Source organism: Streptomyces sp. NPDC002795 (assembly GCF_042888725.1).
Lineage (GTDB): Bacteria > Actinomycetota > Actinomycetes > Streptomycetales > Streptomycetaceae > Streptomyces.
The window spans coordinates 215,370-240,393 of sequence record NZ_JBIAQB010000011.1 but is presented as its reverse complement, the minus strand read 5'-3'; the positions used below and the strand labels follow the sequence as shown (position 1 = coordinate 240,393).

General features: G+C 70.4%; 23 protein-coding genes. 14 read left to right on the top strand and 9 right to left on the bottom strand.

Annotation, left to right across the window (positions count from 1 at the left end; all coding sequences use genetic code 11):
- The first annotated feature begins 251 nt into the window (after positions 1 to 251).
- Together ACFYWS_RS30970 and ACFYWS_RS30965 are read left to right on the top strand one after the other, a co-directional pair.
- Complete coding sequence (locus tag ACFYWS_RS30970; protein ID WP_389281916.1) at positions 252 to 920, top strand: TetR/AcrR family transcriptional regulator; 669 nt, start codon at positions 252 to 254, stop codon at positions 918 to 920.
- 104 nt (positions 921 to 1,024) lie between these two features.
- Positions 1,025 to 2,545, top strand: coding sequence for an MFS transporter (locus tag ACFYWS_RS30965; protein ID WP_389281915.1), 1,521 nt, complete (start codon positions 1,025 to 1,027; stop codon positions 2,543 to 2,545).
- Between the two features lie 24 nt (positions 2,546 to 2,569).
- Here ACFYWS_RS30965 and ACFYWS_RS30960 read toward each other — a convergent pair whose 3' ends face one another.
- A complete protein-coding gene (locus ACFYWS_RS30960; RefSeq protein WP_389282042.1) occupies positions 2,570 to 3,103 on the bottom strand; it encodes a MarR family winged helix-turn-helix transcriptional regulator in 534 nt (177 codons plus the stop codon).
- A 104-nt stretch (positions 3,104 to 3,207) separates the two neighbouring features.
- Between ACFYWS_RS30960 and ACFYWS_RS30955 the strand changes: the two genes are divergently transcribed.
- On the top strand, positions 3,208 to 3,978 hold the full coding sequence (locus tag ACFYWS_RS30955) for a dioxygenase (protein WP_389282040.1): 771 nt from the start codon (positions 3,208 to 3,210) through the stop codon (positions 3,976 to 3,978).
- 48 nt (positions 3,979 to 4,026) lie between these two features.
- Here ACFYWS_RS30955 and ACFYWS_RS30950 read toward each other — a convergent pair whose 3' ends face one another.
- On the bottom strand, positions 4,027 to 4,560 hold the full coding sequence (locus tag ACFYWS_RS30950; protein WP_389281913.1) for a GNAT family N-acetyltransferase: 534 nt from the start codon (positions 4,558 to 4,560) through the stop codon (positions 4,027 to 4,029).
- Positions 4,561 to 4,732: 172 nt separating this feature from the next.
- Here ACFYWS_RS30950 and ACFYWS_RS30945 point away from each other — a divergent pair, with 172 nt between their 5' ends.
- On the top strand, positions 4,733 to 5,740 hold the full coding sequence (locus tag ACFYWS_RS30945) for an RNA polymerase sigma factor RpoD/SigA (protein WP_389281912.1): 1,008 nt from the start codon (positions 4,733 to 4,735) through the stop codon (positions 5,738 to 5,740).
- A 61-nt stretch (positions 5,741 to 5,801) separates the two neighbouring features.
- Here ACFYWS_RS30945 and ACFYWS_RS30940 read toward each other — a convergent pair whose 3' ends face one another.
- Positions 5,802 to 6,797, bottom strand: coding sequence for a helix-turn-helix transcriptional regulator (locus ACFYWS_RS30940; RefSeq protein WP_389281911.1), 996 nt, complete (start codon positions 6,795 to 6,797; stop codon positions 5,802 to 5,804).
- 61 nt (positions 6,798 to 6,858) lie between these two features.
- Here ACFYWS_RS30940 and ACFYWS_RS30935 point away from each other — a divergent pair, with 61 nt between their 5' ends.
- Positions 6,859 to 8,367 (top strand): MFS transporter, encoded by a 1,509-nt coding sequence (locus ACFYWS_RS30935; RefSeq protein ID WP_389281910.1) that lies wholly within the window; start codon positions 6,859 to 6,861, stop codon positions 8,365 to 8,367.
- 32 nt (positions 8,368 to 8,399) lie between these two features.
- Here the strand turns inward: ACFYWS_RS30935 and ACFYWS_RS30930 are convergent, their stop codons facing one another.
- Entirely contained in the window at positions 8,400 to 9,707 is a 1,308-nt protein-coding gene (locus ACFYWS_RS30930) for an extracellular solute-binding protein (RefSeq protein ID WP_389281908.1), read from the bottom strand.
- A 19-nt stretch (positions 9,708 to 9,726) separates the two neighbouring features.
- Here ACFYWS_RS30930 and ACFYWS_RS30925 point away from each other — a divergent pair, with 19 nt between their 5' ends.
- From ACFYWS_RS30925 to ACFYWS_RS30900, 6 genes are all read left to right on the top strand, one after another.
- The gene (locus tag ACFYWS_RS30925; RefSeq protein WP_389281906.1) at positions 9,727 to 10,368 is read left to right on the top strand and encodes a TetR family transcriptional regulator; all 642 of its coding nucleotides are present in this window, start codon (positions 9,727 to 9,729) and stop codon (positions 10,366 to 10,368) included.
- Positions 10,369 to 10,643: 275 nt separating this feature from the next.
- Positions 10,644 to 11,408: a glucose 1-dehydrogenase gene (locus tag ACFYWS_RS30920; RefSeq protein WP_389281905.1), complete on the top strand. Its 765-nt coding sequence runs from the start codon at positions 10,644 to 10,646 to the stop codon at positions 11,406 to 11,408.
- Positions 11,409 to 11,602: 194 nt separating this feature from the next.
- Positions 11,603 to 12,364: a DeoR/GlpR family DNA-binding transcription regulator gene (locus tag ACFYWS_RS30915; RefSeq protein ID WP_326024117.1), complete on the top strand. Its 762-nt coding sequence runs from the start codon at positions 11,603 to 11,605 to the stop codon at positions 12,362 to 12,364.
- A gap of 61 nt (positions 12,365 to 12,425) precedes the next feature.
- The gene (pfkB, locus tag ACFYWS_RS30910; protein ID WP_389281904.1) at positions 12,426 to 13,373 is read left to right on the top strand and encodes a 1-phosphofructokinase; all 948 of its coding nucleotides are present in this window, start codon (positions 12,426 to 12,428) and stop codon (positions 13,371 to 13,373) included.
- A gap of 58 nt (positions 13,374 to 13,431) precedes the next feature.
- Positions 13,432 to 15,474, top strand: coding sequence for a fructose-specific PTS transporter subunit EIIC (locus ACFYWS_RS30905; RefSeq protein ID WP_389281902.1), 2,043 nt, complete (start codon positions 13,432 to 13,434; stop codon positions 15,472 to 15,474).
- A 109-nt stretch (positions 15,475 to 15,583) separates the two neighbouring features.
- Complete coding sequence (locus ACFYWS_RS30900; protein WP_389281900.1) at positions 15,584 to 15,832, top strand: hypothetical protein; 249 nt, start codon at positions 15,584 to 15,586, stop codon at positions 15,830 to 15,832.
- 384 nt (positions 15,833 to 16,216) lie between these two features.
- Here the strand turns inward: ACFYWS_RS30900 and ACFYWS_RS30895 are convergent, their stop codons facing one another.
- The 4 genes from ACFYWS_RS30895 to ACFYWS_RS30880 form a co-directional block, all read right to left on the bottom strand.
- The gene (locus ACFYWS_RS30895; protein WP_389281898.1) at positions 16,217 to 16,996 is read right to left on the bottom strand and encodes a DUF6227 family protein; all 780 of its coding nucleotides are present in this window, start codon (positions 16,994 to 16,996) and stop codon (positions 16,217 to 16,219) included.
- 172 nt (positions 16,997 to 17,168) lie between these two features.
- Positions 17,169 to 18,344 carry an Ig-like domain-containing protein gene (locus tag ACFYWS_RS30890; protein ID WP_389281896.1) on the bottom strand — a complete coding sequence of 392 codons (1,176 nt, stop codon included), beginning with the start codon at positions 18,342 to 18,344 and terminating at the stop codon, positions 17,169 to 17,171.
- Between the two features lie 145 nt (positions 18,345 to 18,489).
- Positions 18,490 to 19,623 carry a P1 family peptidase gene (locus ACFYWS_RS30885; RefSeq protein ID WP_389281894.1) on the bottom strand — a complete coding sequence of 378 codons (1,134 nt, stop codon included), beginning with the start codon at positions 19,621 to 19,623 and terminating at the stop codon, positions 18,490 to 18,492.
- A gap of 54 nt (positions 19,624 to 19,677) precedes the next feature.
- On the bottom strand, positions 19,678 to 20,862 hold the full coding sequence (locus tag ACFYWS_RS30880) for a low temperature requirement protein A (RefSeq protein ID WP_389281892.1): 1,185 nt from the start codon (positions 20,860 to 20,862) through the stop codon (positions 19,678 to 19,680).
- Positions 20,863 to 21,100: 238 nt separating this feature from the next.
- Between ACFYWS_RS30880 and pflB the strand changes: the two genes are divergently transcribed.
- The 3 genes from pflB to ACFYWS_RS30865 are packed head-to-tail and all read left to right on the top strand — an operon-like array spanning position 21,101 to position 24,446.
- Positions 21,101 to 23,371 (top strand): formate C-acetyltransferase, encoded by a 2,271-nt coding sequence (pflB, locus tag ACFYWS_RS30875; RefSeq protein ID WP_389281890.1) that lies wholly within the window; start codon positions 21,101 to 21,103, stop codon positions 23,369 to 23,371.
- Positions 23,372 to 23,410: 39 nt separating this feature from the next.
- Positions 23,411 to 24,223 carry a pyruvate formate-lyase-activating protein gene (gene pflA, locus ACFYWS_RS30870; protein WP_389281888.1) on the top strand — a complete coding sequence of 271 codons (813 nt, stop codon included), beginning with the start codon at positions 23,411 to 23,413 and terminating at the stop codon, positions 24,221 to 24,223.
- Positions 24,224 to 24,245: 22 nt separating this feature from the next.
- Complete coding sequence (locus ACFYWS_RS30865; RefSeq protein WP_389281886.1) at positions 24,246 to 24,446, top strand: hypothetical protein; 201 nt, start codon at positions 24,246 to 24,248, stop codon at positions 24,444 to 24,446.
- Positions 24,447 to 24,483: 37 nt separating this feature from the next.
- Here the strand turns inward: ACFYWS_RS30865 and mscL are convergent, their stop codons facing one another.
- Positions 24,484 to 24,957: a large conductance mechanosensitive channel protein MscL gene (gene mscL / locus ACFYWS_RS30860; protein WP_389282038.1), complete on the bottom strand. Its 474-nt coding sequence runs from the start codon at positions 24,955 to 24,957 to the stop codon at positions 24,484 to 24,486.
- Between the last annotated feature and the right edge of the window lie 67 nt (positions 24,958 to 25,024).

The window sequence follows — 25,024 nt, the reverse complement described above, 5'->3', positions numbered from 1 at the left end:
CCGCACCGCCTCACCGTCGGGTCCCTTTCGATCACCCTGTGTCGAGGCGTGGCGGGTCGCTCGCTGGGTGCGCCGATCGTGGGTTTCCGAGGTCAGGGCCGTGTGAGTCAGGTCACATGAGTGGCGGGAAATAACCGGGGGCCGTCTCCCCGTTTAGACCCGTGTCCGCACGAAACGGGGACCAGCTCCCCACTTCATCCCGAAGCCCGTGCACACAGACCCGTGAAACACAGCCCGTGAAGGAGACCACCGTGACCGCCGTGACCACCGCGACCGAAAGGCCGCAGCGCCGCGTCCCGCGCCCGCGGGCCGACGCCGTGCGCAACCGGGAGCGGATCGTCGCCGCCGCGCGCGAGCTGCTCGTGGAGCACGGTCCGGTCCTGCCGCTCGACGAGGTCGCACGCCGCGCGGGCGTCGGCAACGCCACGCTGTACCGGAACTTCAAGGATCGCGGTGAACTGATGCACCACGTGGTCCTCACGGTCACCGACACCATCACCGAACACGCGGAGCGGGGGCTCGCCGCCGAGGACGCCGGCGAGGCGACCGCGTTCGGCGCGCTGCGGACGTTCGTGCACGCCGCCGCCGAGGAGCGGATCGGCGCCCTGTGCCCGATGCTCCACGCCACCTTCGACAGTGACCATCCGGACCTGGTCGCCGCCCGCGACCGGCTCACCGACGTCGTCGAGCAGCTCACCGAACGGGCCCGTACGGCAGGCGAGTTGCGCCCCGACATCGGCGTCGGAGACCTGATGGTCGCCCTCTCCCAGCTCACCAGGCCGCTGCCCGGCACCGGCTGTCCGGACTTCGACCGGTACGTCCACCGTCATCTGCAGCTGTTCCTCGACGGCCTGATGGCACCCGCCCGCTCGGAACTCCCGGGCGTGCCCGCGACCTTGGAGGACCTCCGCCAGGACTGACGTCCCGGCGCCCTCCACCTCTTCGCAGAGCCACCTGCGTCACACGACACCCAGCTTCGTACCAACCCGATTTCTCACGCTTATTCACGACTTGGAGTCCCGCTGTGGGTACCCCCTTGCCTGATACGGCATCCGATTCGCGGCGCTGGAAGGCCCTCGCCTTCATCGCGCTCGCCCAGCTGATGGTGGTCCTCGACGCCACCATCGTGAACATCGCCCTGCCCGCCGCACAGCAGGACCTCGGCATATCCGACGGCAACAAGCAGTGGGTCATCACGGCCTACGCGCTCGCCTTCGGCGGTCTGCTGCTGTTCGGCGGGCGCATCGCGGACCTGTGGGGCCGCAAGCGCACCTTCGTCACCGGCCTGATCGGCTTCGCCCTCGCCTCGGCGCTCGGCGGCGCGGCCGGGGGCGAGGCCATGATGTTCGGCGCCCGCGCACTGCAGGGCCTGTTCGGCGCGCTGCTCGCGCCCGCCGCCCTGTCCCTCCTGGCCGTCATGTTCACCGACGCCAAGGAGCGCGCCAAGGCGTTCGGCATCTACGGTGCGATCGCCGGTGGCGGTGGCGCCGTCGGCCTGATCCTCGGCGGCTTCCTCACCGAGTACCTGAACTGGCGCTGGACGTTCTTCGTGAACATCCCGTTCGCGATCATCGCCGCCCTCGGCGCGTACTTCGTCATCCGTGAGCCGGCCGGCACGCGCAACCGCTCGCCGCTCGACATCCCCGGCGTGCTGCTGTCCACGCTCGGCCTGGTCTCGCTCGTCTACGGCTTCACGCGCGCCGAGACCAACGGCTGGTCCGACGCGACCACCATCGGCATCTTCGTCGCCGCGGCCGTACTGCTGGTCGCCTTCGTCGCCGTCGAGGCCCGGGTGAAGCACCCGCTGCTGCCGCTGCGCGTCGTCGCCGACCGCAACCGCGGCGGTGTCTACGCCTCGCTCGGCCTCGCCGTCATCGGCATGTTCGGCCTGTTCCTCTTCCTGACCTACTACCTCCAGATCGTGAAGGGCTTCTCGCCGGTCAAGACGGGCTTCGCGTTCCTGCCGATGATCGCGGGCATGATCGTGGGCTCCACGCAGATCGGCGCCCGCCTGATGACGCGGGTCCGCCCGCGCCTGCTGATGGGCCCCGGCTTCCTGCTGGCGGCGCTCGGCATGCTGATGCTGACGCAGCTCTCGGTGGACTCGTCCTACCCGGCGCTGATCCTCCCGGCCCAGCTGCTGCTCGGCCTCGGCATGGGTACGGCGTTCATGCCCGCCATGTCGCTCGCCACGCTCGGCGTCGAGGCCCGGGACGCGGGTGTCGCCTCCGCGATGGTCAACACCTCGCAGCAGGTCGGCGGCGCCATCGGCACGGCTCTGCTGAACACGATCGCGGCCTCGGCCACCACCGCCTACCTGGCGGACCACGCGGCCGGCGCCACGAACCAGCAGCTGCTCCAGGCGCAGGCCATGGTGAGCGGCTACACCCACGCCATCTGGTGGGCCGTCGGCATCCTGGCCGTCGCGTCCCTGATCGCCTTCACGCTGGTCAACACCGCTGCCCCGGGCACGGGTTCGGCCGCCGCCTCGGGTGACACGGAGGGGGCGGAGGACGAGGTGCGGATCCCGGTGGTCGCACACTGACCCCCGCCACGTACGGGTCGGATCTCACCTGAGCCAGGGGAGGTCCGCCCCGGCCTCCTTCGGCTGAAGTCCCTCGGCGACGATCATCATGATCTCGCCGAGGGACTTCTGCTGTTCGGGGGTGAGCCGCGCGAAGAGCGCCTGGCGGACGGTCTCGACATGCCCCGGCGCGGTCCTCTCCAGGACCTTCAGGCCGTCGTCCGTGAGGATCGCGAACTGTCCGCGCTTGTCGGAGGGACAGTCCTCGCGCCGCACCCACCCGCTCTTCTCCAGGCGCGCGATCGCGTGCGAGAGCCGGGAGCGGGTGATCTTCGTTTCCCGCGCCAGCTCGGTCATCCGCAGCCGGCGCCGGGGCGACTCGCTCAGTTTCACCAGGAGTCCGAAGTAGACGTGCGGCATCTTCGCGTCGCGCTGAAGTTGCCGGTCGAGGTGGTCTTCCAGGAGCGTGGTGGCATGGAGGTACGCGCGCCATGTGCGCTGTTCGTCCTCGCTGAGCCAGGTAGTGGCCCCCGAGTCCTGCGCGTCCTGCCCGTCGCTGCCTGTGTGCCGCTGCTCCATGCTTCCCATCGTAGACCTCCTTCTTGAAGATTAAACAAAGAAGGCTTACTTTGTCGGGAGCAATAGCTTGAAACTTCAAGGAGGTCGTCGTGAACGTGAACCGGATGCCGGCGCTCTACCTCTCCCACGGTGCCCCGCCGCTCGCCGACGACGCCCTGTGGCCCGGCCAGCTCGCCGAGTGGTCGGCCGACCTCCCGCGCCCCAAGTCGATCCTGATGATCTCCGCGCACTGGGAGAACGCGCCGCTGGCCCTCGGCGCCACCGAGACCGTGCCGCTCGTGTACGACTTCTGGGGCTTCCCCGAGCACTACTACGAGGTGACGTACGCGGCGCCGGGCGCGCCCCAACTCGCCGAATCCGTACGCAAGTTGCTGAGCGGCCCCGGCATCCCGGTCCAGGACGTACCGGACCGCGGGCTCGACCACGGCGCGTACGTCCCGCTCGTCGAGATGTACCCGGACGCCGACATCCCCGTCCTCCAGATCTCCATGCCGACGCTCGACCCGGCCCGCCTCATGGACATCGGCCGCCGCCTCGCGCCGCTGCGGGACGAGGGCGTGCTGATCGTCGGCTCCGGCTTCTTCACACACAACCTCGCCGCGCTGCGCCACGGCGGGATCCCGGCGTGGTCGTCGGAGTTCGACGACTGGGGGCACCGGGCGCTGGAGGCGGGCGACGTGGACGCGCTGCTCGACTTCACGCGGAAGTCGCCCGCCGGGGCGCTCGCGCACCCGCGCACCGAGCACTTCGCCCCGCTGTTCGTGACGATGGGCGCGGCGGATGCCTTCGGCGATCTTGAAGGGGCGGGGCAGCGGAGCGTGATCGACGGGTTCTGGATGGGGCTGGCGAAACGGTCGGTGCAGTTCGGCAACTGAAGCCCCTGCGGCGATTGAGCAGCGGGGTCTGGGGCAGAGCCCCAGGGCCTAGGAGGACGAGGGGCCCATGGATTTCTCGTACCAGGCCACGTCCCAGTACGTACCGAACTTCCGGCCCACCTCCCGGTACGTGCCCACGTGGCGGAAGCCAAAGCGGGCGTGGAGCCGGTCAGAGGCCTCGTTGGGCTGCGCGATGCCCGCGTAGGCGCGGTGGACGTCCTGGTCGGCCAGGGCCTCGAAGAGCGCCTTGTAGAGGAGCGTGCCGACGCCGCGGCCGCCCGCGTCGGGCGCCAGGTAGACCGTGACCTCCACCGAGGTGTCGTACGCGGCTTTCGGGCGGAACCTGCTGGCCGTGGCATAGCCGAGGATCCGTTTCGAGGCCGTCTCGGTGGCAACCAGGAGTGGGTGCCGTTCGTCTTCAAGGTGGGAGAGCAGCCAAGGACGTCGCTCTTCGGGAGTGAAGGTGGCCGTGTCGAACGTGATCGGCGTCTCGCGCACATAGTGGTTGTAGAGGCCCGTGAGGGCTTCGAGGTCCTCCTCGGCTCCCGGCCTGACCTGCACCTCTGTGGACTCGGACACCATCCTGGCTCCCCTCTTCGCGCGGTGTGGCGCGACAGGGTACTGCATGATCAGAAAAAAGATGGGCGGCTTGGGAATTCTGTCCGGATTCCAGTCGTTGATTCCATCGGATGCAGGGCACCCGTAAGGCCCCCAAGGGGGCGTACAGCCGACCTACCACCGCAAGGGAGCACGCATGGCAACCCGTGCCGTAGCCCGTCGTAAGTCCGCCGCGTCCGGCGAGACTGACGCGGCACGCAGTGTTCGCGCCGTAGGCGGGGAGATCGCCGACCGCGACCTGGTCGGCATGTACCTCGACGAGATCGCGCGCACACCGCTGCTCGACGCCGCCAAGGAAGTCGAGCTGTCCCAGACCATCGAGGCGGGCGTCTACGCCCAGCAGATCCTCGACGACACGGTCTCCGACAGCAAGGCTGCCGACACGGCGTCCCGCGAGGAGCTCGAAGCTCTGGTCGCGGCGTCGGAGAACGCGAAGGACATCTTCATCAAGTCGAACCTGCGGCTTGTCGTGGCGGTCGCCCGCCGCTACCCGCGGTCCGGCCTGCCCCTGCTCGACCTGATCCAGGAGGGGAACGCGGGTCTTGTGCGCGCGGTCGAGAAGTTCGACTACCGCAAGGGCTTCAAGTTCTCCACGTACGCGACGTGGTGGATCCGCCAGGCCATCACGCGCTCGATAGCCGACCAGTCCCGCACCATCCGCCTCCCCGTCCACCTGGTCGAGGAGCTGGGCCGGATCCGCCGCGTACAGCGCGAGTTCAACCGCGAGCACGGCCGCGAGCCGGAGCCCGCGGAGATCGCCGCCGAGCTCGGCGCGAAGCCGGAGCGCGTCGTCGACGTCCTGGACTGGGCCCGCGACCCGGTCTCGCTGAACATGTCGGTGGACGACGAGGGAGAGACCCAGTTCGGCGACCTGCTGGAGGACACGTCCGCCGTGTCGCCCGAGCAGTCCGTGCTCACGCTGCTGCGCAGCGAAGAGCTCGACGACCTCATCGGCCGTCTCGACCAGCGCACCGCGTCGATCATCAAGATGCGGTACGGGATCGATGACGGGCGCGAGCGGACGCTCACGGAGGTCGGCAAGGAGCACGGTCTGACGCGTGAGCGGATCCGGCAGATCGAGAAGCATGCGCTTCTTGAGCTGAAGAAGTTGGCGCGGGACACGGGGTTCGACGCGGCGGCGTGACCGGGATTTGTTGCGGTCGGCCGGGGGTGCGGTCGCGGGGCTCTGCCCCGGGCCCCGCGCCTCAATCGCCGGCGGGGCTTGAGTGCATCAGTCGCGCTCCCAACTCGCGTGCCGCTGTGGCCAGTTCGTTCGGGCCTCGGACCCGGAACTCGTAGCCCGTCATCGCCAGGCGCACCGCCATCCACTGCACCGGGTCCGACGTAGTCGTGCGCAGGCGGCAGTGGTCGTTCGGCAGGGCCTCGGGGACGCCCAACGCCGGAGGCACTCGTTCCGCGACCGCCTCCGCCGGGGCCGCGAACTCGACGTCCAGGTCGTACGACGTACCCGCGCCCCACGAGGACACCGAGCGGCGTACGTACTCCGCCGCGTCGCCCTCCGGCACCTCCCGCGGAGCGAATCGCGCGCCCGTGGCGAAGGGGTCCGAGACGCGGTCGACGCGGAAGGTGCGCCAGTCGTCGCGGTCGATGTCGTAGGCGACGAGGTACCAGCGGCGGCCCGTCGACACCAGCCGGTGCGGCTCCACCAAGCGGCGCGATTCCGTGGTGTCGCGCGCCCGGTAGCTGAAGCGCAGACGTTCGCTGCCTGCCGCGGCCGAGGCGATCACGGTGAGCGTCTCGGGTGCGATCGTGGCGCCGTCGCCCGAGGTCAGGGGGATCGTCGCGGTCTGGAGGGTGGCCACCCGGTGCCGCAGCCGCGAGGGCAGCACCTGTTCGAGTTTGGTGAGGGCCCGGACCGAGGCCTCCTCGACGCCTTCGACCGCGTGTCCCGCCCCGGCCCGCAGGCCCACCGCGATCGCCACCGCCTCCTCGTCGTCGAGCACGAGCGGTGGCAGTGCCTTGCCCGCGACGAGCCGGTAGCCGCCGTCCGCGCCGAGCGTGGCCTGCACGGGGTAGCCGAGGTCGCGCAGCCGGTCGATGTCCCGGCGCACGGTGCGCCGCGAGACCCCGAGCCGGCCGGCGAGCTCGCCGCCGGGCCATTCGCGCGGGGTCTGGAGCAGGGACAGGAGTGAGAGGAGCCGGGCCGGGGTGTCCGTCGGTGACGGCGTCATGTTCTCCATGGTTCCAGAATGCCGCGTATCTAGGACACGTTCTGGCCTAGATGGCTTCTAGCTTTTCGGCATGACCTCAACCGTCTCAACCGCAGATCCCTCGCGCAGGCGCTGGTTCGCCCTCGCCATCGTGATGACGGCGGCCTTCATGGACCTCGTCGATGTCACGATCGTCAACGTCGCCCTGCCGACCATCCAGCACGACGAGGGCGCCTCGACCGGGCAGATCCAGTGGATCACCGCCGGTTACGCGCTCGCCTTCGCCGCCCTGCTGATCACGGGCGGCCGGCTCGGCGACATCTTCGGCCGCAAGCGTGTCTTCCTGCTCGGGGTCGGCGGATTCACCCTCGCCTCCGCGCTGTGCGGCTTCGCCGCGAACCCCGAGATGCTGGTCGCCTCGCGGATCCTCCAGGGCGGCATGGCGGCGATGATGGTGCCGCAGGTCCTGTCGATCGTGCACGCGACGTTCCCCGCGCACGAACGAGGAAAGGTCTTCGGCCTGTTCGGCGCGATCGTCGGCCTCGGCGCGGTGTCCGGGCCGCTGCTCGGCGCGCTGCTGACCGAGTGGAACATCGCGGGTCTTGAGTGGCGCCCGATCTTCCTCATCAACCTGCCCGTCGGCGTCGCCGCCATCGTTCTCGGCTCGCGGGTCATCAGCGAGTCCAAGGCGCCGAAGGCGCTGAAGCTGGACCTCGTTGGCGTCGCCCTCGTCACGCTCGCCATGCTGTCGCTCGTCTACCCGCTCACCCAGGGCCGCGAGAACGGCTGGCCGTTGTGGGGGTACGTGATGATGGCGGCGTCCGCCGGGCTCGTCGGCGTACTCGTCGCGTACGAGAGGGCGAAGACGCGGCGCGACGGATCGCCGCTGATCGAGCTTTCGCTGTTCAAGGTGAAGAGCTTCGCGGCCGGCATCGCCGTACAGACCGTCTTCGGCCTCGTCATGGGCATCTTCTTCCTGACCTGGACGCTCTATATGCAACTCGGCCTCGGCTGGAGCGCGTTGCGGGCGGGCCTGACCGGGGTGCCGTTCTCGGTCGCCGTCTCGGTGGCCGCGGGCATCTCCGTGCAGAAGCTGGTGCCGCGCTTCGGGCGCAAGGTGCTTCAGGCGGGCGCGCTCACGATGGCCGCGGGTGTGATCGTCTACGTAGTGGAGGCCGGGCACTACGGGCTCGGTATCGCCTCCTGGCAGATGGCGCTGCCGCTGGTCGTGATGGGGCTCGGCATGGGCCTGATCGTCGCGCCGCTGACCGACGCGGTGCTCTCCGAGGTGCCGCGGGAGCACGCGGGTTCGGCGTCGGGGCTCATCAACACGGTGATGCAGATGGGCAACGCGCTCGGCCTCAGCCTGGTCTCCGTCGTCTTCTTCAATGTGGTGGAGGACCGGTTCGCGCAGGGCGTCGGGAACGCGGCGTTCGTGGACGGGTTCCGGAGCGCGCTGGTGTGGGTGGCGGGGATCCTCGTCGGGATCTTCGTGCTGATGTTCGCGCTGCCGAAGGCCTCCGGCGGTGCGGGTGGGGTTGTTCCGGGGGACGTGGAGGACGGGGCGGGGGAGCCGGAGCGGGAACGCGAGTTGGTGTGACGGCCGCGGGGCTCCGCCCCGGACCCCGCGCCTCAATCGCCGGCGGGGCTGATGCGGTCCAGGGCCTCCAAGACCCGCGCGGGGCTGCCGCCGGGGGCCACCGCCTCGCCGATCCGCTCGCGCACCGCGGAGCGCACCTTGGGCCACGAACGCAGTCCCACCGGGTGGAACTCCGCGTCCGGCATCTGGTCGACGAACTTCCACAGCTTCCGCTGCGAACGGTCGGCCCGCAGCTTGTCGGAGGCCGTCACGGTCACCGGAAGCGTGGCCTGCGCGCCGCCGTACGTCTTCGCGGAGCCGGTGCCGAACAGGAACGTCAGGAATTTCCCGGCCTCCTCCGCGTGGCCGCCGCTCCTGAACGCCATCATCCAGTCGTTGAGCCCCACCGGGGCCGCCGCCTCGTTTCCCTGCTTGAGCGGGAACGCGGCGTGCGCGTACGGCAGTCGCGCCTTGTCGGCGGCGCCGAGCAGCACCGGGTGCGCGATGAGCATGCCGGCCTTCCCCCCGAGGAACTGGGCGTACGCCTGCGTCCTCGTGAGCTTGCCCGGGGCGGCGCCCGCGAGGCCGGGCTCGACCAGTTCGTCGCGCAGCCAGGTCAGCGTCGCCTTGTTCTCGGCGGAGCCGAAGTCGTACCCGCCGAGATCCGCGTAACCGCCGCCGCCCGAGAGCAGCCACGCGAGGAGTTCGTCCTCCGCTGCCTCGGGGCCGAACTGCAGGGCGTACGGGGTGGGGACCCCGATGGTCTTCAACGCCTGCGCGGCGGTGCGGAGTTGGGACCAGGAGCGGGGCGGGCCCGCGAGTCCTGCCCGTGCGAAGAGGGCCGTGTTGTAGAAGAGGCGCGGGGTGCTGGCGAGGATCGGGATGCCGTACTGGACGGAGTCGACCCGGCCCGCGTCGGCGAAGGAACGGACGAAGTCAGCCTGCGTGGGCACGTCGAAGAGCCGGTCCGCCGAGTACAGCAGGCGGTCCTCGGCGTACGGGGCGAAGAGGTGGCCCTGCGCGATGTCGGGCGCGCGGCCGTCCTTGACGCGGCGGGCGAGGACGGCGTCCATCTTGAGGAACGGCACGCGCTCCACCTCGACGTGGATGTCCGGGTGTTTCTTCTCGAAGTCCCGTACGACGCCGTCCCACTGGTCGCCGATGGAGGCGCCGACGCTCTTGTCGTAGCTCGACACGAGGAGGTCGAGCGTGGTCGTGCCGCCGTCGCTCCCGTCGCCCGAACCGCAGCCGGCCAGGGCCAGGGTGCCCGCCCCTGCTCCGGCCAGGCCCGTCGTCCTCAGAAACTGCCGCCGCCGCACTGCTCTCGCCTCGCTCACATCGGTAGTGGCAGATTGTGCCATAGAGGCATACCATGTCCGTATGGCAGGTACTGCGGTGACGATCCCGACACTGACGGAGCGACGCAAGGCCGCCACGCGCCTGGACATCTCCCGCGCCGCGGCCGAACTGTTCACGCGGGACGGCCTGCGGGCCACGCGCGCCGAGGACATCGCGCGGGCGGCGGGCATCGCGCCGCGCACCTTCTACCGCTACTTCGCGACCAAGGAAGAGTCGGTCGCGCCACTCCTCGACGCCGGGGCCCACCAGTGGGCCGAGGCGGTCCGCGAGGCGCCCGCCGACCTGCCGGTCCCCGCCGCGCTGCGGTACGCCGTCGAGCGAGCGCTGGCCGGGGACGACCCGGCGACCCTCGGCTGGGTCCGCGCCCTGCTCCGCCTCACCGGGGAGAGCCCGGCGCTGCGAGCCGTCTGGAGCGACACGTGCCGCGTCTCGGAGTCGACCCTCCTCACGATCCTCGCGGAACGCACGGGTGAGCCGGGCCCCCCCGGACCTGCCCCTCCGCCTCCTCGCCGGCCTGTCGACCACGGCGGTGCGGGTCGCGGTGGAGACCTGGGCCCACTCCGACGCACCCCCGACGGGCCCGTCGGGCCCAGCGGCGCTGGCACTGACGTGCCTGAACACATCGATCCCGGCAACCAATTCAAGCGCCTGCGGTGCTCGTGACGCGGGGCCCGGTCCGGCGGCCAATTCAAGCGCCTGCGGTGCTCGTGACGCGGGGCCCGGCCCGGCGGGCACATCAAGCCCCTGCGGTGCTCGTGACGCGGGGCCCGGCCCGGCGGCCAATTCAAGCCCCTGCGGTGCTCGTGACGCGGGGCCCGATCCGGCGGGCACATCAAGCCCCTGCGGCGATTGAGCAGCGGGGTCCGGGGCAGAGCCCCGAGTCGTCAACCCCGGGGGCCGCAAACCCAAACGGCGACGCAATCCACAAGGGAGCCGAAATGAACAACCTCACCGCCAAGACGATCCTGATCACCGGCGGAGCCCGCGGCATAGGCGCAGAAGTCGCCCGCCTCGCCACGACCGCCGGCGCCAACATCGTCATCGGCGACGTACTCGACGACGAGGGCAAGGCCCTCGCCACCGAACTCGGCGACCGCGCCCGCTACGCCCACCTCGACGTGACGTCGGAGGACGAGTGGCAGGCCGCCCTCGCCTACGCCACCACCGAGTTCGGCGGCATCGACGGCCTGGTCAACAACGCCGGGATCTCCACCGGCATGCCCTTCGAGACGGAGAGCGTGGAGCGTTTCCGCCAGGTCCTCGACGTCAACCTCGTCGGCGTCTTCGCGGGCATGAAGACCGTCGTCCCCGCGATGAAGGAGGCCGGCGGCGGCTCGATCGTCAACATCTCCTCCGCGGCGGGCCTGATGGGCCTCGCGCTCACCTCCTCGTACGGAGCCTCGAAGTGGGGCGTGCGCGGCCTCACCAAGATCGCGGCGGTCGAGCAGGGCACCACGCGGATCCGCGTGAACTCCGTGCACCCCGGCATGACGTACACCCCGATGACCGCGCAGGTCGGCATCCAGCAGGGCGAGGGGAACTACCCGAACACCCCGATGGGCCGCGTCGGCGAGGCCGACGAGATCGCGAAGGCGGTCGTGTTCCTGCTGTCCGACGACTCCTCGTACATGACGGGCGCGGAGCTGGCCGTGGACGGCGGCTGGACCACGGGTCCGACGGTGAAGTACGTGATGGGTCAGTAGTCGGCGCACACCCCGAAGGGCCCGGTCACGTGGGGTGACCGGGCCCTTCGGCGTGTCCGGCACCTACCACAAGGCAATGCCCGTTTGTGTCTGCCGCATGCCCGAACCTGTTTACTTTCCAGAAATCCGGCCGTAGCCTCACGGAAGAGCAACGGATTCGGGCACACCCGCAGAAGAGGCACAGGTAAACGGACATGTACGCACCCGAGCGCCAGCAGGAGATCCTCCGCCTCGCCCGCGACGGCGGCCGGGTCGACGTGCTGTCGCTGGCCGAGGAGTTCCAGGTCACCGCCGAGACCATCCGGCGCGACCTGAAGGCCCTCGACCGCGCGGGCCTCGTCCGGCGCGTGCACGGCGGCGCCATCCCCGCCGGGCGCCTCGACTTCGAGCCCGACCTCGCCGAGCGCGAGGGCACCGCGGCCGACGAGAAGGACCGCATCGCCCACGCCGCACTCGCCGAGCTGCCCGCCGAGGGCAGCGTGATCCTCGACGCCGGATCGACGGTGTCCCGGCTCGCGACCGCGCTGCCCCTGGAGTCCGAACTGACCGTCGTCACCCACTCGTTGCCCACCGCGGCCCGGCTCGCCGACCACCCCGGCATCCAGCTCCACCTCGTCGGCGGCCGCATCCGCCACCGCACCCGCGCCGCCGTCGACGCCTGGTCGCTGCGCGCGTACGGCGAGATCCGCGCGGACGTCCTCTTCCTCGCGGCCAACGGCTTCTCCGCCGAGGCGGGACTCACCACACCCGACCTCGCCGAGGCGTCCGTGAAGCGGGCGACCGTCGCCGCGGCCCGCCGCGTGGTGCTGCTCGCCGACTCCGGCAAGTGGGGCCAGGAGCACTTCGCCCGGTTCGGCGACCTCGCCGATGTGGACCTGCTGATCACGGACACCGGTCTCGCCCCCGAGGACGCGGCGGCGATCGAGGCGGGCGGCACGGAGGTGGTCCGCGTATGACCAGCACTCCCCAGCGCCCCCACCGGCACACCTATCCGCGTACGAAGGCAACGGCACCCGCATGATCCTCACCGTCACCCCCAACCCCTCCCTCGACCGCACCTACGAGGTCCCCGGCCTCGACCGCGGCGAGGTCGTCCGCGCGAGCGGCGAGCGCATGGACCCGGGCGGCAAGGGCGTCAACGTGTCGCGGGCCGTGGCCGCCGCCGGAGCCCCCACGCTGGCCGTCCTTCCACTGGGCGGCGCCCCCGGCGCCCTGGTCGCCGAGCTCCTCGACGGGCAGGGCATCAAGGTCGCCCCGGTCCCGGTCGAGGGCCACACCCGCTCGAACATCGCGCTCGCGGAAGCGGACGGAACCCTCACGAAAATCAACGCACCGGGCCCCGAACTGTCCTCCACAGAAGCCGAGTTGCTGCTGCGCGTCGTAGGGGAGCAGTCGGCGGGCGCCGACTGGATCGCCTGCTGCGGCAGCCTGCCGCGCGGCCTCAACGCCTCCTGGTACGCCGAGGTGGTGGCCCGCGCGCACACCGCGGGCGCCCGCATCGCGCTCGACACCTCGGGCCCCGCACTCCTCGCCGCCCTCCGGATGCGCCCCGACGTCGTCAAGCCCAACGCCGAGGAGCTCGCCGAGGCCGTCGGCCGCCCGCTCGCCACGGTCGGCGACGCGGTCAAGGCGGCGGAAGAACTACGGGAGTCGGGCGCGGTCGCCGTGCTCGCCTCCCTCGGCGCGGACGGCCAGATCCTGGTCGACGCGAGCGGCGCCTGGTTCGCCTCGGCCCCCGTCGACGCGGTGCGCAGCAACGTCGGAGCCGGCGACTCCTCCCTCGCCGGCTTCCTGATCGCGGGCGGCGCGGGCCCGAAGGCGCTGGCCTCGGCGGTCGCCCATGGCGCGGCGGCCGTCCAGCTGCCGGGCAGCGCCATGCCGACGCCGCGGGACCTCCGCCCGGACGCGGTGGAGCTGACGGCCGAGGTCCCGGTGGACCGCGCCTTGAAGGAGCCCGTGCGATGACGACGGCAGCCCGGACCCGAACAGTCACCCCACCCCTGCGTAGGCAAAGGAGCCCGCGATGACGGAGATGATCACCGCGGACCTGGTCGATCTCGACCTGTCCGCCGGAACGAAGGAAGCGGCGGCCAGGTCGCTGGCCGAACGCATGGTCGCCCTCGGCAGGGTCACCGACCTCGACGGCTTCCTCGCCGACGTCGCGGCCCGCGAGGCGCAGATGCCGACCGGCCTGGACGGCGGCATCGGCATCCCGCACTGCCGCAGCGAGCACGTCACCGAGCCGACACTCGCCTTCGGCCGCAGCGCCGAGGGCATCGACTTCGGCGCCCCGGACGGCCCCGCCGACCTGATCTTCCTGATCGCGGCCCCGGCGGGCGCGGACGACGCCCACCTCACGATCCTGTCCTCCCTGGCCCGCCAGCTGATGGACGAGGACTTCAAGGCGGCCCTGCGCGCGGCGACCGACGCCGGGGCAGCGGCGGCGCTGATACGTGGCGACGAGCCGGCCCCGGAACCCGTAGCGGCAGAAGCGGCCCCTGCGCCGGAACCGGAACCCGTAGAGCCGGAGCAGCCCGCGGCGGCGGAAACGTTCAAGATCGTCGCGGTCACCTCCTGTCCCACCGGCATCGCCCACACCTACATGGCGGCCGAGTCCCTGGAGAACACCGGCCGCGACACCGAAGACGTCGAACTCGTCGTCGAGACACAGGGCTCCTCCGGCTTCACCCGCCTCGACCCGGCCGTCATCGCGGCCGCCGACGGCGTGATCTTCGCCCACGACGTCCCCGTACGCGAGAAGGAACGGTTCGCGGGCAAGCCCACGGTCGATGTCGGCGTAAAAGCCGGAATCAACCGCCCCGCCGAACTCATCTCCCAGGTACGCGCGAAGGCGTCCCGCGGCGAGACGACGGGCCACGCGGATCCGTCATCCACACCTGTGGACAACTCTGGTGAATCCACGGACGGTTACGGCACAAAGCTCCGCAAGTGGCTGATGTCGGGCGTCAGTTACATGGTGCCGTTCGTGGCGGCGGGGGGTCTGCTGATCGCGCTCGGCTTCGCGATCGGCGGCTACGAGGTCGCCGACGTCAAGGTCCAGACGCTGCTCAACAGTTTCGACTGGGGCTCGACGACGAGCTGGGCCGCGCTCCTCTTCTACACCGGCCAGGCGGCCTTCGCCTTCCTGGTCCCGGTCCTCGCCGGCTACATCGCGTACGGCATGGCGGACCGGCCGGGACTCGTACCCGGCTTCGTCGCCGGCTCGATCGCGGTGACCACCAACGCGGGCTTCCTGGGCGGCCTGGTCGGCGGTCTCATCGCGGGCGCCGTGGTCATGGCGATCCAGAGGGTGAACGTCCCGGCCGTACTGCGCGGCATCATGCCGGTGGTCGTGATCCCGCTGCTCTCCTCGATCGTCGTCGGCTTCCTGATGTTCGTGGTGATCGGCAAGCCGATCGCGTCGCTGCAGAGCGCCCTGACGGACTGGCTCAACTCCCTGTCCGGCGCCAACGCGATCGTCCTCGGCGTCATCCTCGGCCTGATGATGTGCTTCGACCTGGGCGGCCCTTTGAACAAATGTGCCTATGCCTTCGCGGTCGGCGGTCTCGCCAACCCCACTGACGGCTCACTCAAGGTGATGGCCGCGGTGATGGCCGCCGGCATGGTGCCGCCGCTGGCGATGGCCCTCGCCACCACCGTGCGCGGCAAGCTCTTCACCAGGACCGAGCGGGAGAACGGCAAGGCCGCCTGGGTGCTCGGCGCCTCCTTCATCACGGAGGGCGCCATCCCGTTCGCAGCGGCCGACCCGCTGCGCGTGATCCCCGCCTCCATGGCGGGCGGCGCGGTCACCGGCGCCCTCTCGATGACCTTCGACGCCACACTGCGCGCCCCGCACGGCGGCATCTTCGTGGTCCCGCTGATCGGCAACGCCTGGCTGTATCTGGTGGCGATCGCGGCCGGTACGTGTGTCACCGCGGCGCTCACCGTCCTTCTCAAGTCCCTGCGCAAGCAGCCGGCCGCCACCGGACAACCGGAATCCGCGCACGCCCCGTCGCAGACGGTGACCGCTGTGGAGCCTGCGGCGGCGCAGCCCGCGAAGGTGTGAGCCTTGCGGCGGATGGTGCGATTGGCATGGTTGGCGCGGCGTTAGGAACGTTGCGAGATACGTCACGGTCCGGGACCAAAGTCCCGGACTGTGGTGTTCACTGGAGCGCATGCCTGAGCACGTGTCGATCCTTCAGCAGCTGGGCCTGGCCCTGGTCGCTCTTGCGGCCGTGGCCTGGCTGATCGGACTCGCCCGACTGGTGCGCACCGTCGCTGTCGATCCGCCGCAGCCGCGGACACAGCTGCCCATGGGGGTGCTGCCGACGCAGTCCCGGGCGCCCGCGCTCGAATCGGTGCCGCTGACGGCCGACGAGCAGGACGCGTTCGCAGGGCTGGTACGGGAGTTCAGCCGCCGGTAGTCCGGGGGCTAGGGCCTGTCTTCAAACTCCCGTCTGCCCGGCGGCGTCTGGCACGCACGCTCGCGGCGTTGCCGAAAAGCCCGAGTAGCTCCGCTACGAGGACTTCCCGGCGCCTTGCGATCGCACGCACCAGACGCCGCCGCGCCGCCCTCCGGGCGACGACGGGAGTTTGAAGACAGGCCCTAGGGCCCTTCTGACGGATCTAGCTGGAGTCGCGGGGTCTGGCACGCGCATCTGCGGCGTTGTCGTCGGTTGCCAACGCTCCGCGTTGTCGCCCTCCTCCGCCTTGCAGCTGCACGCACCAGACCCCGCTCGCCTGCACCGCCCGTAGAGGCCGCCCGGATCCAGCCTGATCCGTCAGAAGGACCCTGGTCCGGGGGCGTGCTACCGCCGGGCCCGCGGGGACGACGCCGCCCGGTGCTCCATCGCCGCCCGCGCCGCCTTCCGCGTCGCGTACACCTCGCACATGTGCCGCCCGTCCGGCGTCGCCGTGTGCTCGACCTCCCAGAGGCTGATCTCGCAGCCGTCGCGCAGCAGGAACGCGTGCTCGTACAGCGCGAAGCCGTGGCTGACGCGGCAGCCGAAGGCCTGGGTGATCTGGTGCGCGCACGCCTCCCGCAGCAGCCGCGCCGTGCCGGGCCCTGGCCGTGTCGTGACGTCCGGGTTCTCCGCGCGGCGCAGCAGGCGGCGCGCGTGGTCGACGGAGATGTCCGGGTCCTCGCGGCCGAAGGTGCGGTGCATCGGCGGGACCGGTGGGAGTTTGACGGGGGTCATCGGGACGTGGAGGTCGAACTCCGGCTCGGCGTCCTGGGGCAGCGGGAGCCGTCCCGTCGCCAGGTGCAGCTCGTCCTCGGACACGTAGACCTCGTGCTGCGGTGTGCCGCCCCGGCCCGTGTTGTGCACGAGCTCCCAGAGGGTGAGCGAACCGCCGTCGATCAGCAGCCAGTTGTGCCGGTAGGTCTCGCGGTGGCGGCCCCCGCTGTGGTGGGCCGAGTGCAGGGAGCCCGCGTACGCGAGCGCGCCGTCGAGCCGCTCCAGCGTCTCGTCGGGCAGGTCGAAGGAGTTGAGCGCGCGCCCGAGGAGCCGCCCGAGCTGCGCTTCGGGTGACGCGTCCGATTCGGTGCCGAACCCGACGCCGGGCTCGGAGTCATCCGGAGCGCTCAAGGCACCTCCCAGTATTGCTTCGTGTCACCTCGTGGGTGCATACCGTAGTCCCTCGGTCGGACATCATGTCCGTGAAATGACAAACGGGGGACGGGGTTTGAGCAACTGCCTGGACAACGCGCGGGCCGCGCGGGGGGTTCCCGCGCGGCCCGTGACTGGATGAGGGGTTCGGTCAGGTGGCGCTGCCCGCCGTCCACTGACTCCACGCCATGTTCCAGCCGTTGAGGCCGTTGTCGGGGGCGATCGTCTCGTCGTGCGAGTTCTTCATGACCACGACGTCGCCGACCAGCGAGTTGTCGTAGAACCACTTGGCGGTCGTGTCGCCGCCCGCGCCCTTCACGTCCCGCATGCCGACGCAGCCGTGGCTGGTGGCCTGCGAGCCGAAGATGCCCGGCGAGCTCCAGTAGTTGCCGTGGATGAACGTCCCGGACTGGGAGAGGCGCATCGCGTGCGGGACGTCCGCGATGTCGTACTCGCCGCCGAAGCCGACCGTGTCGCCGTTCATGCGCGTCTGCACGAACTTCTCCGAGATCACCATCTGCCCGTTGTACGTCGGGTGTTGGTCGCTTCCGGTCGAGACGGGCACCGACTTGATCGTCTTGCCGTCGCGGACGACCGTCATCTCCTGCGTGTTCGCGTCGACCGTGGAGACCTGTGCGCGGCCGACGGTGAAGCTCACCGTCTTGTCCTGCACGCCGTGCACCCCGTTCGCCCCCTCGACGCCGTCGAGGTCGATCTTCATCGTGACCTTGGAGCCGGCCTTCCAGTACTCCTGGGGCCTGAAGTCCAGGCGCTGCGCGCCGAACCAGTGGCCGACGATCTTCTGGCCGCCGCTGGACGTCACCGTGATGTGCGACTGCACGTCCTTCTTGTTGGTGATCGCCTTGTCGAACGTGAAGGAGACCGGCATCCCGACCCCGACCTTCGACCCGTCGTCGGGCGTGTACGTACCGATGAAGCTGTTGGCGCTGGAGACGGTCGTGAAGATGGAGTTGGCGGCGGCCTTGTGCCCGCCGTCGTCCTTGGCGGACGCGGAGATCCGGTACTTGGTGCCGCGCTCCAGCTGCTCCTTCGGCTTCCACGCCGCGCCGCTCGCCGTGATCGTGCCGGGCACGGCCTTGCCGCTCGCCGACTCCGTCATCTTCACGCCGGTGAGCTTGCCGTCGCTGACCTTCACGCCCGTCGCGTTGATCGACGCGCCGGTCGAGCCGTCCTTCGCGGAGATGGTGATCTTCGGGGCGTCGCCGCCCTTGTCGTTGCTGGCGGTGGCGTCACCCCCGCAGGCCGTGAGGGTCAGTGCGCCGATGGCGAGCGCCGCGCCCACGACGGCTGTCTTCTGCCTGCTCACGGTCTGTTCCCCTTTTCGTGGTTTCTACGTTTCCGCTGCTTCTCTACCGATATGAGGGAAGAGCGCGAGATGACCGGAGGGGTTCCGTCCGTTTGTTGTGAACGCAGCCACAGGGACAGTTCTGTTACGCGGCGGTGGATCTCTGTTACAGGGCGTCGGACCGGCCCCCGTAGAGGTCGCTGTACGAGAGGTGGGTGCGGCCCCCGGCCGACACGGACTCCGCCGTGCGCAGGGCCCGCACGATCGCCCGCGTCACGAGGTCCGCTCCCGCCGCGAGGATCTCGTTGAGGGCGAGGGGGTTCGCGGCGTCGAGCGGGCGCTCCCCGGTGGCGAGCGCGAACACCGTGTCCCCGTCGTTGAGCAGGTGTACGGGGCGTACGGCCCGCGCGATCCCGTCGTGCGCCGTGCCCGCGACCTTCTGCGCCTGGGCGCGCGTGAGGTCGGCGTCGGTGGCGACGACGGCGAGGGTGGTGTTGAGGGGCGGCGGGTCGGTGGGAGCGGTGGCTCCGTCCCGCGCTCCGGTCCCGGCCGTGCGTCCCGCTCCGCCCGCCCCGTCCAGCGGTCCCGCCCCGTTCGCCGCGGCCGCCTCCGCCAGCCGCTTGCCCGCCGCCTCGTGCGTCTGCGGAGCCGGGTATGTCACCGGTCCGCGCCCCGCGAAGAACTCGCCGTACAGTGCCCCGGTCGCCGGGTCCACGGCGGAGCCCGCGGCGTTCGCGACGACCAGGGCGGCGATCGTGATCTCGGAGTCGAGGACCGTGGACGCGGTGCCGATGCCGCCACGCAGCTGCCCGACGAGCGTGCCGGTGCCCGCGCCGATGTTGCCCTCCTGGACGGGGGAGCCGGGCTCCGTCGCGGCGGCGGCCTCGACGGCGGCGCGGCCCGTCGCCGCGTCCGGCCGGGCCCGCCAGTCGCCGCCCCGGCCGAGGTCGAACACGCACGCCGCCGGCACCACCGGCACGACCTCCCCCGGACCGGCGCCGGCCGGGACCCCGCGCCTCTGCTCCTCCAGCCACGCCATCACCCCCGACGCCGAGTCGAGCCCGAACGCGCTGCCGCCCGTGAGCACGACCGCCTCGATCCGCTGCACGAGATTGCGCGGGTCGAGCGCGTCGGTCTCCCGCGTGCCGGGGCCACCACCGCGCACGTCCACGGCGGTGACCGCGCCGCCTTCGGGGGCGAGCACGACCGTCGTACCGGTCAGGAACCCGTCCCCGGCACGGGTGGCGTGTCCGACGCGCAGGCCGGGGACATCGGTGAGGGCATCGTTGCGTGGCGTCATGTGCCATGCCTACCACGGGAGTTGGCGCCCGGCCGGGGCGCCGCCCGGAGCCGGTCAGGCGGGTTGCGGCTCGCTTCCGCGTGAGGACAGCGTCACCCCGACCACCACCGTGAGCGCCGCGACGATCCCCGCCGCGAGCACCGCCCAGTGCCCCGCGAACGTGCACGCGAGCACCAGCAACGCGCTGACCGGCAACGCCAGTTGCTGCGCGACCCCCGCCTTGAAGTACCGCGCGTGCAGCGCCCACACCAGCAGCAGGAACACCGCCGACGGGACCGTCACGGCGGCGGAGGCCGCGGTCGTGGAGATGTGCGCCTCGCCCACCGCCTGCTCGACGGCGACCTCGATGCCCGCGCCGATCGACGCCGCCGACGCGAGGATGAAGAAGTGGCCGTAGCCCCACACGAACGCCTGCCGGTTGCTGCGCAGCCGGTCGTGGATCGGCGCCGCGAAGTAGATCCACCAGGCCGCGAAGACGACGAGGAGGCCGCCCGCCGCGATCGGCAGCAGCTCGCCGAGCGCGTCGTTCTCCTCGATGCCCGACTTCACCGCGACCGTCGCCGCGGCGATCGACTCGCCGAGCACGATGATCGTGAACAGTCCGTAGCGCTCGGCGATGTGGTGCGGGTGCCAGGACGTCTGCCGGTCCCGCTCCGCGTACACCGGTACGCACATCTCCAGGATCGCCATCGCGAGGAACACCCAGCCCTGTGCCGCCGTGGGCGTGAACAGCAGCGCCAGCCAGCCGACCTGGCAGGCGAGCACTCCGCCCGCGTACCGCAGCGCGACCCGGCGCTCGGCCCCCGTGGTGGAGGCGGCGGCCCGCAGCCAGTGCGTGGCCATGGCGACCCGCATGATCAGGTAGCCCAGCCAGACCACCATGTAGTTGTCGTGCGCGAACGCCTGTGAGACCCCGGCGGCGAGTACCAGCACACCCGCGATCTGGACGAGTGTGATCAGGCGGTAGAGCGCGTCGTCGTTGTCGTAGGCCGAGGAGAACCAGGTGAAGTTCATCCAAGCCCACCAGATCGCGAAGAACACGCGCGCGTAGTCGATCACGCCGGCGCCCGAGTGCCCCTCCGCGACCGCGTGCACCAGCTCCGCTCCGCCCTGCGCGACGGCCACGACGAAGCACAGGTCGAAGAAGAGTTCCAGCGGGGAAGCGGCTCGATGCTCCTCGTCGCGCCCCCTCTCGACCATGCGGCGGATCGGGGAGCGATTGTCTGGCGTGGACGTCATGCGCCCAGCCGTACCACGAGAATCCGCCACATTCTTTGTGAACACGTTCACAAGCGAACTTGGGTCGAAAGTCCCTCGGGAAAGGCCAGGTCAGTCCGCCGGTTTCGCCGGAGTCCGTCCCCAGTTCAGGACTTTCGGTCCTGAACTGGGGACCATTGCGGCCCCCCGGGCGAGCCCGACAGGAGTGCAATGAACACGTAGCAACCCACCGGTCGAAGAGATGGGCAAGGTGCCGCAGATGACTGCCACTCCCGCGGAAAAGACGACGCACGGCGAGGCCTGGGAGGGCTTCAGGGGAGGGCTGTGGCGCGACGCCGTCGACGTCCGCGACTTCGTCCAGCAGAACTACACCCCCTACGAGGGCGACGGCTCCTTCCTCGCGGGGCCGACCGAACGCACCACCGCCGCGTGGGACAAGCTCCTCGGGATGTTCCCCGCGGAGATCGAACGAGGCGTCCACGACGTCGACGTGAAGACCCCGTCCCGTATCGACGCCTTCAGGCCCGGCTACATCGACGGCACCGCCGCCGATCACACCGACCTCATCGTGGGCCTCCAGACCGACGCTCCGCTGAAGCGCGCGATCATGCCCAACGGCGGCTGGCGGATGGTCGAGGGCGCCCTCAACGCGTACGGCTACGAGGCCGACCCCGAGGTCCGCGAGATCTACACCCACCTGCGCAAGACCCACAACGAGGGGGTCTTCGACGCCTACACACCCGAGATCCGCGCCTGCCGCTCCTCCGGCATCATCACGGGACTCCCGGACGCCTACGGCCGCGGCCGCATCATCGGCGACTACCGCCGCGTCGCCCTCTACGGCGTCGACCGCCTCATCGCCGCCAAGCAGGCCGACAAGGACAAGCTCAGCGCCGCCTGGCCCACCGAGCACGTCATCCGGGACCGCGAGGAGATCTCCGAGCAGATCAAGGCGCTGAACGAGCTCAAGGCCATGGCCATGTCGTACGGCTACGACATCTCGGGCCCGGCCACCACCGGGCGTGAGGCCGTCCAGTGGCTGTACTTCGCCTACCTTGCCGCCGTGAAGGAGCAGAACGGCGCGGCCATGTCGATCGGCCGCATCGACAACTTCCTCGACATCTACCTCCAGCGCGACATCGAGGCCGGCCGGATCACCGAGTCCGAGGCCCAGGAGTTCATCGACGACTTCGTCATCAAGCTCCGCATCGTCCGCTTCCTGCGCACCCCCGAGTACAACGACCTCTACTCCGGCGACCCGACCTGGGTCACCTGGTCGATGGCCGGCATCGGCGAGGACGGCCGCCCGCTCGTCTCGCGCACCACCTTCCGCGCGCTGCAGACCCTCTACAACCTCGGCCCGGCCCCCGAGCCGAACCTCACGGTCTTCTGGTCCCGCGAACTGCCGCGCGGCTTCAAGGACTTCGCCTCCCAGGTCGCCATCGACACCTCGGCCATCCAGTTCGAGTCCGACGAACTGATGCGCCCCAAGTACGGCGACGACACCGCGATCGCCTGCTGCGTCTCCGCGATGGCCGTCGGCAAGCAGATGCAGTTCTTCGGCGCCCGCGTGAACGTCGCCAAGGCGCTCCTCTACGCGATCAACGGCGGCCGCGACGAGAAGTCCGGCAAGCGGGTCGTGGAAGGCTTCGAGCCCATCGAGGGCGAGTACCTCGACTACGGAGTCGTCGCCGAGCAGTACGACGCGATGCTCGACTGGCTGGCGAGGACCTATGTCCACGCGCTCAACGTCATCCACTACATGCACGACAAGTACGCCTACGAGCGCATCGAGATGGCCCTGCACGACCAGGAGATCCTGCGCACCATGGCGTGCGGCATCGCGGGTCTCTCGGTCGCCGCCGACTCCCTCTCGGCGATCAAGCACGCCAGGGTCAAGGTCATCCGGGACGAGACCGGCCTCGCCGTCGACTACGAGATCGAGGGCGACTACCCGGCCTACGGCAACAACGACGACCGCGCCGACGAGATCGCCAAGCGCATCGTCCACGGCTTCATGGAGAAGGTCCGCAAGCACCCGACCTACCGGAACGCCGTGCACACCCAGTCGGTGCTCACGATCACCTCGAACGTCGTCTACGGCAAGAAGACCGGCAACACCCCGGACGGCCGCCGCTCCGGTACCCCCTTCGCCCCCGGCGCCAACCCGATGAACGGGCGCGACGAGCACGGCTACATCGCCTCGGCCCTGTCGGTCGCGAAGCTGCCCTACGACGACGCCGAGGACGGCATCTCGCTGACCAACACGATCACCCCGGACGCCCTGGGCCGCACCCCCGGCGAGCGGATCGGCAACCTGTCCGGTGTGCTCGACGGCTTCATGGCCAGCGACGGCTTCCACATGAACGTCAACGTCCTGGACAAGACGACCCTTGAGGACGCCATGGAGCACCCGGAGAACTACCCGCAGCTCACCATCCGGGTCTCCGGCTACGCGGTGAACTTCGTCCGCCTGACGCGCGAGCAGCAGCTGGACGTCATCAACCGCACCTTCCACGGCTCCCTCTGAGCCTGCCCGCCCGACCGAGGCCGTCCGAGGAGGAACGCCATGACCGTGCTGCTCACCCAGCCCACCGAGAAGCCGGCGGCGAACGACGCCGCCACCCCGGCCGCCGCCGCGACCCACCGCCCCGTCGAGGGCTCGGTGCACTCCTGGGACCTGTCGACCGGCGTCGACGGGCCGGGCTCCCGCTTCGTGACGTTTCTCTCCGGCTGCCCGCTGACCTGCCTGTACTGCCACAACCCCGACACCTGGAAGATGCGCGACGGCAAGCGCACCTCGGCCGACGCGATCGTCGCCGAAGCCGCCAAGTACACCCGGTTCATCGAGGCCGCGGGCGGCGGCGCCACCATCAGTGGCGGCGAACCGCTGCTCCAGCCGGTGTTCGCCGGCGAGCTGCTGCACCGCTTCAAGCACGAGCTGGGCCTGCACACCGCCCTCGACACCTCGGGCTTCCTCGGCGTACGCGCCACCGACGCCTTGCTGCGCGACGTGGACCTGGTCCTGCTCGACATCAAGTCCTGGGACCGGGCCACCTACCAGCACGTCACCGGGCGTCCGCTGCAGCCCACCCTCGACTTCGCGCACCGCCTCGCCGACCTCGGCAAGAACGTGTGGGTGCGCTTCGTGCTCGTGCCGGGCCTGACCGACGACCCCGCCAACATCGAGGGCATCGCCGCCTTCGCAGGCTCCCTCGGCAATGTCTCCCGGGTCGATGTGCTGCCCTTCCACAAGCTCGGCGAGGCGAAGTGGCAGGCGCTCGGCAAGACCTTCACGCTGCACGACACCCCCTCGCCCACCCCTGAGCAGGTCGCCTCCGCCAAGGCGATCTTCGAGTCCCACGGCCTCACGGCCGTCTGACCCGGCGACGTACCCTGGAGCCATGAGCAGCCCCGCCCCCGACCCCGAGAAGCGCGATCCCAAGAAGCGCGATCCCAAGGCCTCGCTGATCTTCGACGATCCGCTGACGGCGCAGTCCTCCGACGACACGGACCGCGGCTGGGGCGAGCGACCGACGGCCGGCGACAACAGCGCCGCCGACCTGGCCCGCTTCCTCGACGAGAAGCCGCCCCACCACATCTGAAGCGCCGCGGCGAGCCCCGCCAGGACTCGGAGCCCAGCTAGGACTCGGTGTGCCCCGAGCCGCGCTGCGCCACGAGCGCGTCGCGGATCTCCTTGAGCACCTCCAGCTCGGAGACCTCCAGCACCTCCTGGGTGCCTTCCTTCTCGGCCTTCTTCGCGGCCTGCCGGGCGAGGTACTTGGCCATCGGCAGCACCATCAGGAAGTACACGACGGCGGCCGTGATCAGGAAACTGATGGCGGCACTGACGACCGTGCCCCACATGATCTCGATGCCGACCGGCTCGCCGTTCACGACCTTGCACGGGCCCTGAAGGCAGTACGTGTACTTGTTCAGGTCCTGTGTCCCGAACGCTCCGACGATCGGGTTGATGACCCCTTCCACCACCGAGTTCACGATGCTGGTGAACGCGGCGCCGATGACCACGGCGACCGCTAGGTCGACGACATTGCCTCGCATGAGGAAGGCCTTGAAGCCCTCCCACAGGCTCGGTTCGTTGTTCTCGCTCACCAGAAGGCCTCTCTTCACATGTCCAGGTTGTGGAGCAAACGCTTCCGCAACCTACGACAGTTCGGGTCAG